Below are 16,864 nucleotides of genomic sequence, written 5' to 3' on the forward strand. Positions count from 1 at the left end.
CCTGAGCCAGGATCAAACTCTCCATAATAGAGAACTTAAAAAGCTCATTTTGTTTTGCTGGCATCATCATTAAATGATGTCATAATTGTTTTGCTATAAGACTAACAAGTTAATCTGAATAGCTTATATCTTAACGTTTTGCATGTTCAGTTTTCAATGTTCATGTTGCCGTCTCGTTTTGACGACTTTATTAGTATAACTTCTTTCGGATTAGATGTCAAACATTTTTTTGAAATATTTCAAATCGTTTGAATGTCGTTCCGAAGGACAAGTATTAATATACCTGTTTATAAATAAAAAAGCAACCCTTTTTCTAAAAAAACTTCAATAAATTTATTCTATCTTATTATTACTACTTCTAAACCTCTCAATCCTAATTAATTTAAATACCCAAGGATTAAGAAAGCGGAAAAAATCCAAATAGGATTAAACCCGTTAATAATGGGTATTACATATCAATAAAGCTCTAAAGAGTCAATTATGATATACGTCGATATTTTTCCTCATATATATAATAAATACTCAACTTATCATTTTAAAAATATAGGGGGAATACATAATGGAATGGTTGCCAGATATAAGCGGTAGCGCTGAAATCATATTTAAATTAGCTATTGCCGCATTATTAAGTTTAATAATAGGTATAGAGAGGGAACTAAAAAAGAAACCAGTTGGGTTAAAAACTAGCATCGTTATCGCTACATTTAGTTGCCTGCTGACATACATATCGATTGAATCCGCATACAAAGCTCACCCACATGAAGGTATTAACATAACAATGGATCCTCTGCGCTTAGCCGCTCAGATTGTAAGTGGTATTGGTTTCCTTGGCGCAGGGGTTATTCTTCGTAGAGGTAACGATAGTATTACTGGTTTAACGACTGCTGCTATGATTTGGGGCGCAGGTGGAATTGGTATTGCCGTTGGTGCAGGATTTTATTTTGAGGCAGCACTAAGTGTATGTATCGTCTTAATCGGTATTGAGATAATTCCCCCGTTAATGGCGAAAATAGGACCTAAAAGATTGAGATCAAAAGAATTGTCACTAATTGTAATAGTTTCAAATACAGAAAGCATTGCGAAAGTATATGATTTTCTTCAAGCTAGCGGTCTTTATATAGAAAGTATTCGGATAAAAGATGTTGTTTTAGACAATAATATCATCAAGCATGAAATCGATTTACGGTTATCTATAGTCACTAAAAAAAATACGGTAGAATTCTATAATACAATCAAAAAACAGAAATTTATTGAAACTGTGGAAGTAGAATCTATCTGACAGGAGGAGTCATTCGTATGAAAGGATTTTTTAAGTTACTAAAAGGGGGAAATATCCCTTCTTTGACTGCTGCAATTGTCAATACCATTATTGCAGCTTTAAAAGCCGGGGCATTCTTCTTAACTGGTAATGTAGCCATGTTCGCAGAAATGATGCACTCCATCGGGGATGCGGCGAATCAATTTTTCGTATTTATCGGTTCTGCCCTATCAAAGAAAGCCCCTACTCCAAGGTTTCCCAATGGATTTGGTCGTTTAGTTAATCTTGTCTGTTTAGGAGCCGTATTATTAGTTGGAATTCTTTCTTACGAGACTATTAAAGAAGGATGGCATCATATTCAGCATCCGGTTGCTGCTAGTGGTTTTGTTATTAGTTTGATCGTTTTGGGAATCTCGATTATTTTAGAATTTGCCGTTTTATACAAAGCAGGTAAAGAAATTTTGCACGAAGTAAATATAAAAGGTGGCTTTCTTGCACCACTTACGACGAGTTTTGCAAATCTCAATAGGGCAAAGCCTGCGACGAAACTCGTTTTTATGGAAGACTTAGTAGCTACATCTGGTGGAATTCTTGCATTTATCGCAGTATTAATTTCACATTTTACAGGATTTCTACAAGCTGAAGGGATAGCCTCCATCCTCATTGGGGTCATGATGTTTTACGTAGTAGGTAAGGTCTTTTTAGACAATGCTAGGGGTGTTCTAGGGGAAACAGATGAGCAAATGCTTGTACATATTGCACATGTTATATCCGAAAACCCCAATGTAAAGGATATTAAAGAATTAGAAGTAATCAAAGAAGGTGAATTTTTGCACGTCAATTTAGTTGCAGAAATAGATCCAACACTTTCGTTCGCCAAAGTAGATGATATTCATGATGTATTGAAAGAACTTATTTTAAATCAGCAAGGTGTAACAGATGTCACCATCTCATTCGATGAAGATGACGGCATTAGAACGTGGACCACTCATCGAGACCAACATACAATATTAAAAACACATGATTGAGCAGTTGCTCCCTCATGTGTTTTCTTTTTATATATTAACTTTTTACTCAGCATAAACCAATGCTTGCATTTTTTTATAGACATGCAGTTAAGATTGCTTTTGTATCCTCTGCATCCAGCTTGTTAAAATTACCGAATTCTCCGTTGACCATTGCTTTTTCTACCATTAGATCAATTTGAGAATCATCTATATTATAGTCAGCTAAATTCGTCGGTGCACCGAGCGAAGACCAAAACGATACTAATCGATCAATTCCTTCTAGTGCGACTTCCTCTGCCGATTTACCGGTTGGATCCACTTGAAAAACTTTTTCTGCTAACTTTGCAAAGCGCTCTGGATTTACATGAACATTATGGCGCATCCATCTTGGGAAAATGATAGCTAGTCCTCCAGCATGAGGAATATCATATACCGCTGAAACAGCATGCTCTATATTATGACTAGCCCAATCTCCGATGTAACCCATTCGTAAGAAGTTGTTTAATCCCATAGTACCTGCGTATAAAATCGTTTCTCGCAGCTCATAGTTTTCCAAATCCTTCACTAACTTCGGTGCCGTTTCAATCACAGCACGAAGGACACCCTCAATCATTTCATCATGCACAGGAGTATTTGTCGCTTCATTGTAATATTGTTCAAACATATGAGACATCATATCGACAATACCGTAAACCGTTTGATCCAGAGGAACTGTAAACGTATGTACTGGATCCAAAATTGAAAATTTCGGGAATACGAGCGGACTTCCCCATCCGTATTTTTCTTGTGTGTCTTCATTTGTAATAACAGAACCTGAATTCATCTCTGAACCTGTCGCCGCTAATGTTAAGACCGTCCCGAATGGAAGCGCTTCTTTTGGTACTGCTTTACGGGTCACTAAATCCCATGCGTCTCCATCATATTTTGCAGCAGCTACGATTAGTTTCGTACAATCGATAACGGAACCACCACCAACTGCTAGTACAACGTCAATTCCTTCTGTTTTACAAATTTCTGCTCCGCGCTTTGCTGTAGAAAGTCTTGGATTTGGTTCAACTCCCGGTAATTCAAATACTTGCATGTCCGCTTCTTTTAAAGCTGTCATCACTTGATCATATAGGCCGTTTTTCTTTATACTACCACCACCATATACTACAAGAACTTTTTGACCGTAACTGGCAAGCTCATTCGGTAATTTCTCTAATTGCCCTTTTCCGAATATTAATTTTACAGGATTATAAAATGAGAATGCATTCATTGAAACTTCCTCCTTTAATTCTATCTACTTTAATGATAATAAAAACCGCTTGTATTTTACAAGCGGTTTTTATGTATGACTAACTTATTATACCCAACCACGGAAGCGTGATGCTTCTGCTGTTCTGCGTACCCCAACCATGTAAGCAGCTAGACGCATATTGATATTGCGAGTTGATGCTACTTCATAGATATTATCAAAAGCTTCTACCATTTTTTTCACTAATTTTTCGTTTACTTCGTCTTCTGTCCAGTAATAACCTTGGTTATTTTGTACCCATTCAAAATAAGAAACCGTTACTCCTCCTGCGCTAGCTAATACGTCAGGAACTAATAGAATACCTCTATCATAAAGGATTCTAGTAGCTTCAGAAGTTGTTGGCCCATTCGCCGCTTCTACTACAATAGTAGCTTTGATATTATGAGCATTTTCTGAAGTAATTTGGTTCTCAATTGCTGCTGGAACCAATATATCACAATCTAACTCTAACAGTTCTTGGTTAGAAATTGTATTTTCAAATAGTGTTGTAACTGTACCAAAGCTATCGCGACGATCCAATAAATAATCGATATCTAAACCGTTAGGGTCATGTAAAGCTCCGTAAGCATCAGAAATACCAATAACTTTTGCACCTTGATCACTCAAAAACTTAGCTAAGAAGCTTCCAGCATTACCAAAACCTTGGATAACTACACGTGCACCTTGCATATCGATATTACGTTTTTTTGCTGCTTCATTAATAACAATAGTAACACCTTGTGCAGTAGCACGATCGCGACCCTGTGATCCGCCAAGTACAAGTGGTTTACCAGTAATGAAACCTGGTGAGTTGAATTGGTCCATACGACTATACTCATCCATCATCCATGCCATAATTTGTGCGTTTGTAAACACATCTGGAGCTGGAATATCTTTTGTTGGTCCAACAATCTGACCAATTGCACGTACATAACCACGACTTAATCGTTCAATTTCTCCCATGGACATTTCACGTGGATCACAAGCTACTCCACCTTTACCTCCACCATATGGAAGATCAACGATTCCAGCTTTCAGTGTCATCCACATAGAAAGTGCTTTCATTTCCTCTTGCGTTACTGCTGGATGGAAACGTACTCCACCCTTTGTAGGTCCAACTGCATCATTATGTTGAGCACGGTAACCTGTAAATACTTTTACTGTATTATCATCCATTCTTACTGGAATGCGAACTTCCATCATGCGAAGTGGTTCTTTCAGTAACTCATACATTGCTTCGTCATAACCTAATTTTTGCAGTGCCTCTTTAATGACAGCCTGGGTTGATGTGAACAGGTTTAAATTTTCAGCCATTTGATTATTTCGCCTCTTTAATTCATAATTATTTCTTCGGAATCATTGTAACATACATTACTTCCTATTTGTCTATGATTTATTGATTGCTAAATACTTTTTTTATTTTGTCGATTGCCCAATCTAGGTCTTCTTTTGAAATCACTAGAGGTGGTGCAAAACGGATCACCGTGTCATGTGTTTCTTTACATAATAATCCTAGTTCTTTTAACTGCTCGCAATATGGGCGAGCCTCTTCTGTTAGTTCCATACCGATAAACAATCCACGTCCACGAACTTCTTTAATAGAAGAATGTTGGATTTCTTTTAATGCATTCATGAAGTATTCACCTAGCTCTAATGAACGTTCTGCAAGTTTCTCATCCGTTAATACATTTAATGAAGCAACGGATACTGCACAAGCTAAAGGATTTCCTCCAAATGTAGAACCATGTGATCCTGGATTGAATACCTCAAGTACACTACGGTCAGCAACTACACATGAAATTGGGAATACCCCACCACCAAGTGCTTTACCTAGGATGTACATATCCGGATTTACATCTTCCCATTCACAAGCGAACATTTTACCAGTACGCGCAAGACCTGCTTGAATCTCATCTGCGATAAACAACACATTATTTTCTTTACATAGTTCATAAGCTGCTTTCATAAATCCAGCTGGTGGAATTAGAATTCCTGCTTCCCCTTGAATAGGTTCGATTAGGAATGCCGCAGTATTTGGTGTAATAGCTGCTTTAAGTGCTTCTAAGTCTCCGTAAGGGATTAAGTTAATACCAGGTAACATTGGTCCAAAGCCACGTTTATATTCCGGATCCGATGATAGAGATACGGCTGTCATTGTACGACCATGGAAGTTTCCATTACATGCGATGACTTCCGCTTGGCCTTCTGCAACTCCTTTTACATCATAAGCCCAGCGACGAGCAGCTTTAAATGCAGTTTCTACCGCTTCTGCTCCAGTGTTCATTGGCAATACCATTTCTTTTCCTGTAATTTCACTCACTTTTTCATACCATGGTCCTAATTGGTCATTGTGAAATGCGCGAGATGTTAAAGTAACACGATCTGCTTGGTCTTTTAACGCTTGAATAATTTTAGGATGACGATGCCCTTGGTTCACTGCAGAGTATGCAGAAAGCATATCCATATATTTATTACCCTCTGGATCTTTTACCCAAACACCCTCTGCTTCCGAAATAACGATTGGAAGTGGATTGTAGTTATTTGCACCAAATTTATCTGTTTGATCAATCACATGTTGTGAGTTTGTCATCTTCATTTCCCCCGTTTCTTAGTTAGAAAAGCGCAAGCCGCCTATATCTGCCCACAAGAGGCAAAGCACTGTATATCCATCGATACTTAAATAAAAATAAGAAAGTATTTACTTTCTCTTTTGTTTTATAAATAGGTAGACCCACCAAAGATGTGCCTACCTATTTAGTGTTATATAGTATTAAAGCATTTCAGAAGTTGTTTTTGCTTGCATATGAAGAACAATATAATCTGGTCCGCCAGCTTTTGAATCTGTACCAGACATATTGAATCCACCAAATGGTTGGTATCCTACAATCGCACCTGTACATCCACGGTTAAAGTAAAGGTTACCAACATGGAAATCTTCACGAGCTTTTTCCAGGTTCATGCGGTTATTTGTAATAACTGCTCCAGTTAAACCGTATTCCGTATTGTTCGCAATATCAATTGCTTCGTCGAAATCTTTTGCTTTTGTAAGCCCAACAACTGGACCGAAGATTTCTTCTTGCATAATACGCGCAGTTGGAGATAGATCTGCAATAACTGTTGGTTGGATGAAATAACCTTCTGAATCATCACCAGTACCACCAGCTACTAAACGGCCTTCTCCTTTACCAATTTCAATGTATTCCATAATTTTATTGAATGCAGAACCATCGATAACTGGACCAACGAAGTGCTCGTCATTATCAGGAACTCCTACTGTTAATGCATTTGTTAACTCTTCTACTCGATTTACTACTTGATCATATACATCTTCCACAATTACAGCACGAGAACATGCCGAACATTTTTGACCACTAAAACCGAATGCAGATTTTACGATAGATTGAGCAGCTAGTTCTAAGTCTGCTTCTTTATCTACTACGATTGTATCTTTACCACCCATTTCAAGGATCGTACGTTTAATCCAAATTTGACCATCTGCCAATTTAGATGATTTTTCAACGATTCCTAAACCAACATCACGAGAACCAGTGAAGCTGATTAGACGGGTACGTGGATGCTCAACTAAGAAGTCACCAATTTCTGCACCTGAACCAGGGATGAAGTTAACTACGCCAGCAGGCATACCAGCTTCTTCTAATACTTCTACAAATTTATAAGAAACGATTGGTGTAGTCGATGCAGGTTTTAATAATACTGTATTACCAGCAACCATTGCTGCAACTGTAGTACCAGCCATAATAGCAAATGGGAAGTTCCATGGAGAAATAACTACTGCTACTCCTAATGGAATATAGTCGTAACGGTTATATTCGCCTGGACGGCTTTCAACTGGAACACCATCTTTTAAACGTAACATCTGGCGACCATAATATTCTAAGAAATCGATTGCTTCAGCTGCTTCTACATCAGCTTCAACCCATGTTTTCCCCGCTTCTTTTGATAATAATGCAGAGAATTCAGCTTTACGACGACGCATAATTGCTGCTGCTTTGAAAAGTACATCTGCACGTACTTCTGGTTTAACTTTTTTCCATGTGTTAAATGTTTCATCTGCAATGTCCATCGCTTTAGAAGCAATGTCTCTCGTCGCTTTTGAAACAATCCCTACCACTTGTTCTTTCTTTGCTGGGTTATAAGAAGTGATTTTACCTTCAGTAGTAATACGCTCTCCACCAACGATTAATGGATACTCTTCACCTAAATATGCTTCAACTACTTTATATCCTTCTTTAATCGCATTTTTGTTTTCTTCTTTGGAGAAGTCTGTGAATGGTTCGTGTTTATAAGGTAACATGTAAATCCTCCTTTAATTGTTAGTGCAAAAATAATTTGCGTTTATAAATCATTTACATATATAATAATGCAAAAGATTGTTGCGTTTTTCAAGTATTAAATTTTAAAATGTTAAAAAAATTTTTGAGGTGAGCTAGATGAAGGACCAATTGAGTAAGCTTCTCCCTTTTTATAAGTTTGCTACAGGGCATGTATCTGTAGGAATTCATGCTGTTGATATAACAGGAAAAACGATTATTTATAATGAAAAAATGAAAGAAATTGAAGGTCTAGATTCAGTAGATGTAGTCGACCGATCCATTTTGGACCTTTTTCAATTTGAGCAACAAGAAAGTACCTTGTTAAAAGTATTGCACAGTGAAAAACCTGTTTTACGTGTTAAACAAACGTATTGGAATAGAAATGGGCAAGAAATAACCACAATCAACGATACATACCCTATTTTCGAAAATAGTAAACTGATTGGTGCGATTGAATTTTCCCGAGATATTACAACATTGGAACGGCTAATATACCAGCCTCTAAAAAGGTATAATGAAGCGATTACCCTCTCCACTATTACGGCAGCATCTCAACTTATGAAGGATGTAAAGGAACGATCTATTAAAGCTGCCCATGTACGAATGCCCGTACTACTTACCGGAGAAGCCGGCACTGGGAAAGACCTAATCGCTGAAGCTATACACCATCAGCTTTCCCCTCCGAATGAACAATTTATCAGCTTGTATTGTCATAGTTCGGATAAACATTTAATAGACAAATTTGAAAAAGAGCTTAGATCTCTATCGAACTGCACTATATTTTGTGAAAGAATCGATTTATTATCCATCGATTTACAAATTAAGCTGTTAGATATTTTAAATGCAAATAGCAATAGTAAAAATTTGTATATAGCAAGTATCGGATTAGACCCAATCGATCTAATCGCAAAGAAACAATTAAGCAAGGAACTGTATTATTATTTTACAACTGTCACGATTAATATTCCGCCACTCAGAGAGCGAATGGAAGATATATTACCTTTTGTAGAAGATTATTTTCATCGTTATTTAAATCGGTATGGCTCTACCATTAAAGAAATAGAAGAAGATGTTATCGAAGCGCTATTAAGTTATGACTGGCCAGGAAATCTCAAAGAACTAGAGTTACTTTTAGATGAGATTAGTTCGATGATTACTACGGAAAGAATATTGAAGTTTGATATGCTGCCTCTACATTTTAAGTTAAAAGTACAAGATTTCAACGAATCATCGAAAAAAGCAGAGGACTTTGTTATCTCTTCTGATAAGGACTTGCTGCCATTGGATGAGTATTTGAGAGAAGCCGAAGCTTATTACTTACAAAAAGCGATGGATAAACATGATGGGAATGTGACTAAGGCTGCGGAAGCTTTAGGAATGAGCAGACAAAACCTACAATATCGATTACGTAAAATAAAAAATGGAAGCACTCCTCAATAAGAGCTGCTTCCATTTTTTAATCAAAGGACGATTAGATCGATTTTTTAATCCACTCGCCTAATTTTTCTTTTAGTGTGTTAAAGCCTTCCACGTCATGTTCATCTACACGGGCTTGTAGTGTTTTACGTGGCTTATCTTCTTTTTTAGGAACGACTGGTTTTTCTTGAAGCTCACGGATGGATAAACTAATTTTTCCCGCCTCGTCGTCTATTTCAAGAATCTTCACATCCACCTCTTCGCCAACTGTTAAAAACTCCCCAACTTCTTTCACGTATCCATAGGTTATTTCAGAAATATGCACTAGTCCTTGTGTATGTTCATCTAAACCAACGAATGCTCCGTAAGGCTGAATACCCGTTACTTTGCCCGTGACCACATCTCCTACCTTATAAATTTTTGTCATAATACCCGTTCCTACTTTCTTTATATACGTTATAGTCACGGTAAATTATAACATATCGGTATACCGACTAGCAAAAATCACTGAGTGGGCATGAATGCAACTCGCCAACCGTTTTCTGTGTGGATCACCGCAAAACCAATTACTTCGTCGTGCATGTAAAGAGTACGATCAGGATGAAGCGTTAATACTACATACCCCTTTTTATCAGAACGTTGTTCAAAATGTAGCGAAGAAAACTCCTTGCGAAAATCTGTTATCTTTTGATGCGGAGGCTTCATATATTCTTCTTTGGGAATTTGTTGATACTGATCATCTTTAATATACAGTTCATATTTCGTTTCTTTATCACCTAGTTGAGCACAGTAATAATATAGCCCAACTATTTCTTCTGGTTTAGCATCTTTTAAAACTGTTTGATCATGAGCCCCTGCGAATAACTTATATAACGCATGAACTCTTTGAACAAAATTGTCATCCACAGATGTTTCGTTTTTTCCAGATGGCAGATTTTCTATAAATGGTCCTAAGTCTCCATTGATTGCTAAATGAAGTGCATCATCGATATCTCCATAATTAAGGCTTTCCCAACTATCAGATTTCCTCCAATTACTTGCTTCAAATTCTTTTACAATTGGAGGTAGAATATAATTGACCGGTGAATTGCTAGTTTGTGACATCATTGCTTTCCATAACTGACGATATTCTTCCTTCACTTTTCCATCATCACCATAAATAGATTGATCCTTAGTGCCTTTTACAACTGCATGAAAGATTTCTGTGTAATATCCTTTCATCGTTGATATATTACTATAGTAATCAAAGCTTTCTAATAAACTATTCTCAAACATCATCATAGCAGCTACCGAATCCTCTAGGGAATAAACAAGCTCTCCTGCATAAGTATATGGTTCTTGCTCAAGCATTTCTAAATATCCCGCAACTGTTGGAACTAAAAATGCTTTGAGCGCTAGATAATCATCATTACCATTAAAATGGAATTCCCCATTCTCTAAATATAAACCTTCCCCTTCAAGAGAAACAACTTGTTTTTTGGTTACATTTTGCTTTTTATTAAAATAAATCTTTAAATCTATAATTTTCGAGTAATAGGAATTAAAAAACTGCGAAGTCTTTGCTTCATCTAATTTTTCCTGCTGTTTTAATATATCACCCACCATTTCTGAAGGTAGATGAATATTATTAACCGCTTTTCCAAACAACTCCTTGTATCGATCTTTAGAAGTGTAATAATTGGATTCATATGTTTGTTTTGAAAAATAATCTATAGATGATGCAAACCCATCTGCTTGCTGAACAAAAGATAGTGTTTTAAAATCCTTAGCTGGTATATCTAGTACTAGACGTCTTTTTTCTCTTTCTTTTTCGTATTGATCCTTCAAACTTTTTGCATATTCTATCAAATCATCCGTTTGCTCCAGTTCTTCTTGCTTGTTTTGACTATTTTTTATCCCTCCACCTTCCAAATAATCTGCACTTAACACTCCGATGATAAAAACACTAGCGATACTCACAGCCCAAACTGTTACTCGTTGCCATTTCGTTCCTTTGTTTTTCTTTTCATTTACTTGCGGTGCTTCCTCTATCTTGTTTAATATGGCATCTACATCCATTTCCGATGGGATTCGCTCATATGAATCTTTCAATAAATGCAAGCGTTCTTCTAATCGTTTATCGTCCATGCTCAGTACCTCCGTTCATTTCTAGGGCAGTTTTCAAATGACCTTTTGCTCGAAGTAACCTTATTTTAATCGTGGAAATTGGAACATTTAGTACTTCACTTATTTGTACATAGGATAATTCATGAAAATAGAAAAGGATGATTGGGTGTCGATACTTTTCATCTAACGATTGAATTGCTTTATGTAATTCTTGATCTTCTTCAAATACTAAAATTCTATCTTCTGCTGATTTTGTGCAATAGGATGTAGTTACATTACGCGTCAGTTTTTCTTCTTTCGCCTTTTCTCTTGTTTCCTTACGGTAATAATCCCTTGTTGCGTTTAATGTTATTTTGTATAACCACGTCGTAAAACGTTCATGCTTAAATTGAGGCAAAAAACGATATAGCTTAACAAATACTTCTTGTGTAACATCTGGTAAATCATTTGCTTTTACTCCGCATTGATAAGCAAACTTTTCTACCGTTCGATGATGTATTTGAATTAGCTCCGCATATGCTTTTTTATCTCCTTTTTGCGCACGCTCAATCATTTCACTATTATGCATTGCTCCCCCTCACTCTCTCTTGTTGTATAGGTGATACGAAAGATAATTCTAGAATGTTTCAAAATAAGTCTACATTTTCTCTTTAACCTCGTGTACAATAAGACCGTTCTACCTGAAGGAGGAGTTATTTTTGGCAAAAAGAGATCGTTTCGGATCGAAAATTGGATTTATATTAGCTGCGGCCGGAAGTGCAATCGGCTTAGGGGCTATTTGGAAGTTTCCGTATATGGCAGGAACTAATGGTGGTAGTGTCTTTCTTATACTTTTCATTATTAGTACACTTTTAATTGGTCTTCCTATTTTACTTGCAGAATTTGTAATCGGAAGACGTGGACAAGCAGACCCTGTCACTTCTTTCAAAAAACAGGCTCCAGGAAAACCATGGTATCTGTTAGGTTGGTCCGGATTAATATTTTCATCTATTATTTTATCCTTTTATAGCGTTGTAGGCGGATGGATCTTAAGTTATCTAGTCCGAGCTATATTTTTTAAACTGAAAGGCGGAAGCGAAAATTACTTCGGTGAGTTATTTGGTTCTATTATCCAAAATCCTTGGGAAGTAATCATTGCACAAGGAGCATTTATGCTCTTAACCATCTGGATTGTACAAGGTGGTATCAAAGGCGGTATTGAACGTGCTAGTAAGTGGATGATGCCTCTTTTATTTGTCTTCTTTATCGCACTTGTCATACGATCATTAACACTTGATGGCGCAATGGAAGGGATTAAATTTTTGTTTGTCCCAGATTGGTCTTATTTTAACGGAAAAACAATTCTGCTGGCACTTGGACAAGCTTTCTTCTCTCTAAGCGTTGGAGTAGCCGTGATGATTACATATGCTTCTTATTTATCAAAAGAAGAAAAACTAGGAAGTTCTGCGTTAAATGTATCCCTGATGAATATCGGAGTTTCCATATTAGCTGGACTTGTTATATTCCCTGCTGTTTTCGCACTAGGGTACACTCCCGATCAAGGACCTGGTTTGGCATTCATTATCTTACCTGCAGTATTTGAACAAATACCTTTCGGTGCATTTTTTATGATTATTTTCTTTATCTTACTGCTTTTCGCTACTCTGACATCGTCTATCTCGATGTTAGAAATATCTGTATCTATTGGAATTCGTTCTAATTATGACCGCCGTAGAAAAGCCTCTTGGATTTACGGCATAATTATCTTCTTAGTAGGAATTCCAAGCGCATTATCTTTTGGAGTACTTTCTGATCTACATATTATAGGAATGACTGTTTTTGACTTTGCGGATTTTATCACCAGCAGTTTTGGATTACCTTTAGGTGCATTTTTCATATCCTTATTTGCTGGTTATCAATTAACGAAGGCAGAACTTTCCAATGAGTTAAAGTTAGGGCATTCCTTGTTTAGTACATGGTATTTTATCGTTCGTCTTGCTGCTCCTATCGCAATCATTATTATTTTTGTGCAAGGAATCATTAAATTGTTTTTGTAATAAAGTGAAACTACAATCAGTAGGAGGGTCTTCATCCCCCACTGATTGTTAGTTATGCCCCACATGATGTGGGACACACAGATGTTGCAAACGCTCTTTTATTTTGCGACGAGCTTTGCGCAGGAGCAGCACGATGTTGCGTACTTAGTCTGGGATCATTTCATCGGGCGCATGCCAGCAGTTGATCTCCCACTTATCTTTTCGTTTTTCTTCAATCTTGAAGCGGGAGTCTTACTGCCCGTTAATGCGGGATAAAGTGAAACTTCAATCAGTGGGGGGTTTTCTTCCCCCCCTGATTGTTAGTTGAACCAATCGGGCTTTTACGGGCAGTTGATCTCCCATTTATCTCTTCGCTTTTCTTTAATCTTGAAGTGGGAGTCTTACTGCCCGTTAATGCGGGATAAAAGTACTTTTTCTGTCAATACTTCAAAGCTGTTCTAAAAAGAATTGTGCTATAATATAGTAACAATTAAGACTTTTAAAGAGGTGGATGAATTTATGAAAAAAGAATTGCACGAACAATTACGACAACTAAGAGAAGAGCGTAATATTTCTTTAGAAACACTTGCTTTAAAAACAAGAATTGGTACAGGAAAACTAGAGGCATATGAATCAGGCAACGAAACACCATCTGTCCAAACCATCTTAAAATTATCGAACGCATTGGAAGTACCAGCATCCAATTTATTAGATGGCTTACAAGATGCATAAAACAAAAAAGCTTTCGGGATCTACTGAAACCGAAAGCTTTTTTTATTAAATAATACATTTCATTTCATATTTTAAGGCAATCAACTTATATGAAATTTCTACACATTTTTCAAGTGGTATCCACTGCTCGAACGAATGCTCATAAATTTCCTGAATCCGTTTCGCCAGTTCAGAAGGATGATCGATGTTCTGTAAATCTGCTACAACATCTGCTGTTTCTGTTTCGTAACCATCTACCCCTAAATTGAATGGATCCCACTCTTGTAGAGTCCAAATTGCTTTTCTATTCATTTCAATTGTATCCATTTAGTTTCACCTTACTAGTTTTATTAGTTAGGGATATAATAACATAATAATCTTAAATTGAAAGGAGAAATTATTTTGTCTAATTTTTCTACTATTTATAATCGAAGAAATACCTTCTCTGTTAAATGGGACATGCTTGATCAAATTTATTCTTTGGAGGATACATCAGACGTGCTCTCTATGTGGATTGCAGATATGGATTTTGCTATTGCACCAGTTATTAGAGATGCCATTCATAAACGAATGGAACATCCAATTTTTGGTTATGCCATTACACCAGAAGAAGCTAAAACAGCTTTGTCTAGTTGGGTATTAAACAAGCACCAATTAGCGATTGATAACGAATGGATTTTATTTCGCCAAGGTGTTATTCCAGCCATGGCAGAAGCAATCGAGGTTTTTACAGAACTAGGTGATAAAGTATTAATACACACACCTGTTTATCCCCCATTCACAAGTATTCCTCAAAATTTAGGACGAGAAGTCATCACTTGCCGTTTGACAGAAAAAAATAACGGATATGAAGTGGATTTTGAACTTTTTGAAGAGTGCTTACAAAAAGGGATAAAAGTATTTGTATTATGCAATCCGCATAATCCAGGTGGAAAGGTATGGAGCAAAGAAGACCTTCGACAAATGGCAGCACTATGTAAACAATATAATGTAATAATTCTATCGGATGAAATCCATGCAGACCTTACATATAAACCTTTTCAACATACTCCTTTGCTAAATGCAGCAGAAGATGTTTCGAATATTATTACATTCTTTGCACCTACTAAGACATTTAATATCGCAGGAATTCAAGCAGCGGCTACTATTGTACCGGATGAAGAAAAACGAAAAACATTGGAGCATTTTGCTATGACTCGTGGAGTAATGGGTCTAAATATTTTTGCTTTAACGGCATTGCAAACAGCTTATGAAGAAGGTGGACTATGGCTAGAGGAATTAATGGAGGTTCTCTCCGTTAATATGGACTACGCTGTAGAGCATTTATCCAAAATTGAAGGAATAACAGTAGCGAAACCAGAAGGAACGTATTTGTTATGGATCAACTACCGAGGTACCGGACTTTCTGAACAAGATATAATGGAACGGCTGTTAATGAAAGGAAGACTAGCGCTAGAGCCAGGGACTAAGTACGGAGAAGCTGGTGATGGTTTTTTACGGATGAACTGTGCTTGCCCGTTCGAAACGATTCAAGATGGTGTCGCCCGATTTACTAGAGCACTAGAATAATCAGCTATTATGTTCTTTTACTTACGTAGTATAGGAAAACTGCGACGTAGTGAATGGAATGAAGAATCCGCCAAGATTTCCGCTGCAGGGCGTATGCTTTCCGCCGGCTTGGCTTCAGTCGCTTCCTTCGCTACGCTCTGTCCAGGGTCTTCAGCTCAAGCTATTCCGGCTAGAGTCGACGCCCTTTCGCTACAGTCTATGGAGGATAACGCTATCTAATCAGTGTCACTGTTTAACAAATGAAACCTATTCAGATGTTCTCCAACTAATAAATGCCAATAAATGGTTTAACGCGACATAATGAGCTGCGAACATGACAAACTGGCCTTTGAACGCTACAAAGCACGGTGCGAGCGCGACAAAGCCAAGCAAGCGGAAGCTTTTTATAAAGTAATCCTTAATAACGTTCATCCATATCGGCGTCTCACACCAAGTAAACTTGTTTTATGAAAATTGTTTGCTCTTAGAAGTAATTTGGTTGCTTTAGACTAGAAATAGTTGCTCTCAACAGTGATTTGGTTGCTCACAGACTAGAATTGGTTGCTTTCGACAGCTGTTTGGTTGCCCTTAGCCATTTATTGGATTTACCTAGTCAAAAAACTGTTGATGTTTTTGTTTTTGTTTTTAGCAAGTCGATCAAAAATAAAAAAGGATTTACCATTGATTTTTGCTGCAGGCGTCGACTCCTGCCGAGGCCAACAGGATGTTGGTTTCAAAGGTATTGCCACACGATGTGGCGTTCTTAGCCTTTGTTCCTCGTGGGCCAATGAGACATTCCAACGACGCCCCAAGCGGAGGGAATGGCTCATCGCTCACCCGGCGGAAAGCGTACGACTGCAGTAAAAATCATAACGGACACTCATAGAGCAATTTAATTTACTTCGCAGTTTCCCTAAACAAGGAGCATACCAATAGAACGCAAAAGCAGTCATCTCATTGAGATGACTGCTTTTCTAGTTCTTCTTTTCTCATTCGCATGATTTTTTCTTCTAATACTTTTGCTTTTTCAGCGTCTCTTGCTGATTTCTTTTTGAACCATCTGAAAACAAATATACAAATTACCAATAATACAAGAAATTCGATGACTACTGGAATATATTCCGTTTTATCTTCTGGAAAGTACAAATAAAGGAACGCTGGCTGTAAAAAAGTAAACATATCTACACTTCCTT

At 37.1% G+C, this 16,864-nt stretch carries 15 protein-coding genes; 6 read left to right on the top strand and 9 right to left on the bottom strand.

What is annotated here, in order from left to right; translation table 11 throughout:
* Window positions 1-559: 559 nt before the first annotated feature.
* On the top strand, window positions 560-1,279 hold the full coding sequence (locus ACIP9W_RS10050) for an MgtC/SapB family protein (RefSeq protein WP_282241711.1): 720 nt from the start codon (window positions 560-562) through the stop codon (window positions 1,277-1,279).
* Between the two features lie 17 nt (window positions 1,280-1,296).
* On the top strand, window positions 1,297-2,286 hold the full coding sequence (locus ACIP9W_RS10055; protein ID WP_400788782.1) for a cation diffusion facilitator family transporter: 990 nt from the start codon (window positions 1,297-1,299) through the stop codon (window positions 2,284-2,286).
* A gap of 73 nt (window positions 2,287-2,359) precedes the next feature.
* Here the strand turns inward: ACIP9W_RS10055 and ACIP9W_RS10060 are convergent, their stop codons facing one another.
* The 4 genes from ACIP9W_RS10060 to pruA all read right to left on the bottom strand — a co-directional run bounded on the left by ACIP9W_RS10060 (window position 2,360) and on the right by pruA (window position 7,856).
* Window positions 2,360-3,523: an iron-containing alcohol dehydrogenase gene (locus ACIP9W_RS10060; RefSeq protein WP_400788785.1), complete on the bottom strand. Its 1,164-nt coding sequence runs from the start codon at window positions 3,521-3,523 to the stop codon at window positions 2,360-2,362.
* A gap of 87 nt (window positions 3,524-3,610) precedes the next feature.
* Complete coding sequence (locus tag ACIP9W_RS10065; protein WP_400788788.1) at window positions 3,611-4,855, bottom strand: Glu/Leu/Phe/Val family dehydrogenase; 1,245 nt, start codon at window positions 4,853-4,855, stop codon at window positions 3,611-3,613.
* Between the two features lie 79 nt (window positions 4,856-4,934).
* Window positions 4,935-6,131, bottom strand: a complete 1,197-nt coding sequence (locus ACIP9W_RS10070; RefSeq protein ID WP_282241714.1) for an ornithine--oxo-acid transaminase — start codon at window positions 6,129-6,131, stop codon at window positions 4,935-4,937.
* A gap of 180 nt (window positions 6,132-6,311) precedes the next feature.
* A complete protein-coding gene (gene pruA / locus ACIP9W_RS10075) occupies window positions 6,312-7,856 on the bottom strand; it encodes an L-glutamate gamma-semialdehyde dehydrogenase (RefSeq protein WP_400788791.1) in 1,545 nt (514 codons plus the stop codon).
* Between the two features lie 136 nt (window positions 7,857-7,992).
* Here pruA and ACIP9W_RS10080 point away from each other — a divergent pair, with 136 nt between their 5' ends.
* Window positions 7,993-9,315 (top strand): AAA-type ATPase lid domain-containing protein, encoded by a 1,323-nt coding sequence (locus ACIP9W_RS10080; RefSeq protein ID WP_400788794.1) that lies wholly within the window; start codon window positions 7,993-7,995, stop codon window positions 9,313-9,315.
* Window positions 9,316-9,346: 31 nt separating this feature from the next.
* Here ACIP9W_RS10080 and yugI read toward each other — a convergent pair whose 3' ends face one another.
* From yugI to ACIP9W_RS10095, 3 genes are all read right to left on the bottom strand, one after another.
* The gene (gene yugI / locus ACIP9W_RS10085) at window positions 9,347-9,718 is read right to left on the bottom strand and encodes a S1 domain-containing post-transcriptional regulator GSP13 (protein ID WP_400788796.1); all 372 of its coding nucleotides are present in this window, start codon (window positions 9,716-9,718) and stop codon (window positions 9,347-9,349) included.
* A 77-nt stretch (window positions 9,719-9,795) separates the two neighbouring features.
* Complete coding sequence (locus ACIP9W_RS10090) at window positions 9,796-11,418, bottom strand: hypothetical protein (RefSeq protein WP_400788799.1); 1,623 nt, start codon at window positions 11,416-11,418, stop codon at window positions 9,796-9,798.
* Complete coding sequence (locus ACIP9W_RS10095; RefSeq protein ID WP_400788801.1) at window positions 11,408-11,965, bottom strand: RNA polymerase sigma factor; 558 nt, start codon at window positions 11,963-11,965, stop codon at window positions 11,408-11,410. Before ACIP9W_RS10095 ends, ACIP9W_RS10090 begins: the two co-directional genes overlap by 11 nt.
* 130 nt (window positions 11,966-12,095) lie before the next feature.
* On the opposite strand from ACIP9W_RS10095, the gene ACIP9W_RS10100 reads away from it, so the two are divergent.
* Both ACIP9W_RS10100 and ACIP9W_RS10105 read left to right on the top strand, forming a co-directional pair.
* Window positions 12,096-13,433, top strand: coding sequence for a sodium-dependent transporter (locus tag ACIP9W_RS10100; RefSeq protein ID WP_400788803.1), 1,338 nt, complete (start codon window positions 12,096-12,098; stop codon window positions 13,431-13,433).
* 498 nt (window positions 13,434-13,931) lie between these two features.
* Window positions 13,932-14,144: a helix-turn-helix domain-containing protein gene (locus tag ACIP9W_RS10105; protein ID WP_093269693.1), complete on the top strand. Its 213-nt coding sequence runs from the start codon at window positions 13,932-13,934 to the stop codon at window positions 14,142-14,144.
* A 45-nt stretch (window positions 14,145-14,189) separates the two neighbouring features.
* On the opposite strand, the gene ACIP9W_RS10110 is transcribed toward ACIP9W_RS10105, so the two are convergent.
* Window positions 14,190-14,450 carry a DUF1871 family protein gene (locus ACIP9W_RS10110; protein ID WP_282241722.1) on the bottom strand — a complete coding sequence of 87 codons (261 nt, stop codon included), beginning with the start codon at window positions 14,448-14,450 and terminating at the stop codon, window positions 14,190-14,192.
* A gap of 75 nt (window positions 14,451-14,525) precedes the next feature.
* Here ACIP9W_RS10110 and ACIP9W_RS10115 point away from each other — a divergent pair, with 75 nt between their 5' ends.
* Window positions 14,526-15,692: a MalY/PatB family protein gene (locus tag ACIP9W_RS10115; RefSeq protein WP_400788807.1), complete on the top strand. Its 1,167-nt coding sequence runs from the start codon at window positions 14,526-14,528 to the stop codon at window positions 15,690-15,692.
* Window positions 15,693-16,625: 933 nt separating this feature from the next.
* Here ACIP9W_RS10115 and ACIP9W_RS10120 read toward each other — a convergent pair.
* Complete coding sequence (locus ACIP9W_RS10120) at window positions 16,626-16,850, bottom strand: hypothetical protein (protein WP_400788809.1); 225 nt, start codon at window positions 16,848-16,850, stop codon at window positions 16,626-16,628.
* Between the last annotated feature and the right edge of the window lie 14 nt (window positions 16,851-16,864).

The sequence above is a fragment of the Psychrobacillus sp. NPDC093180 genome (assembly GCF_044754065.1).
Taxonomy (GTDB): Bacteria; Bacillota; Bacilli; order Bacillales_A; family Planococcaceae; genus Psychrobacillus.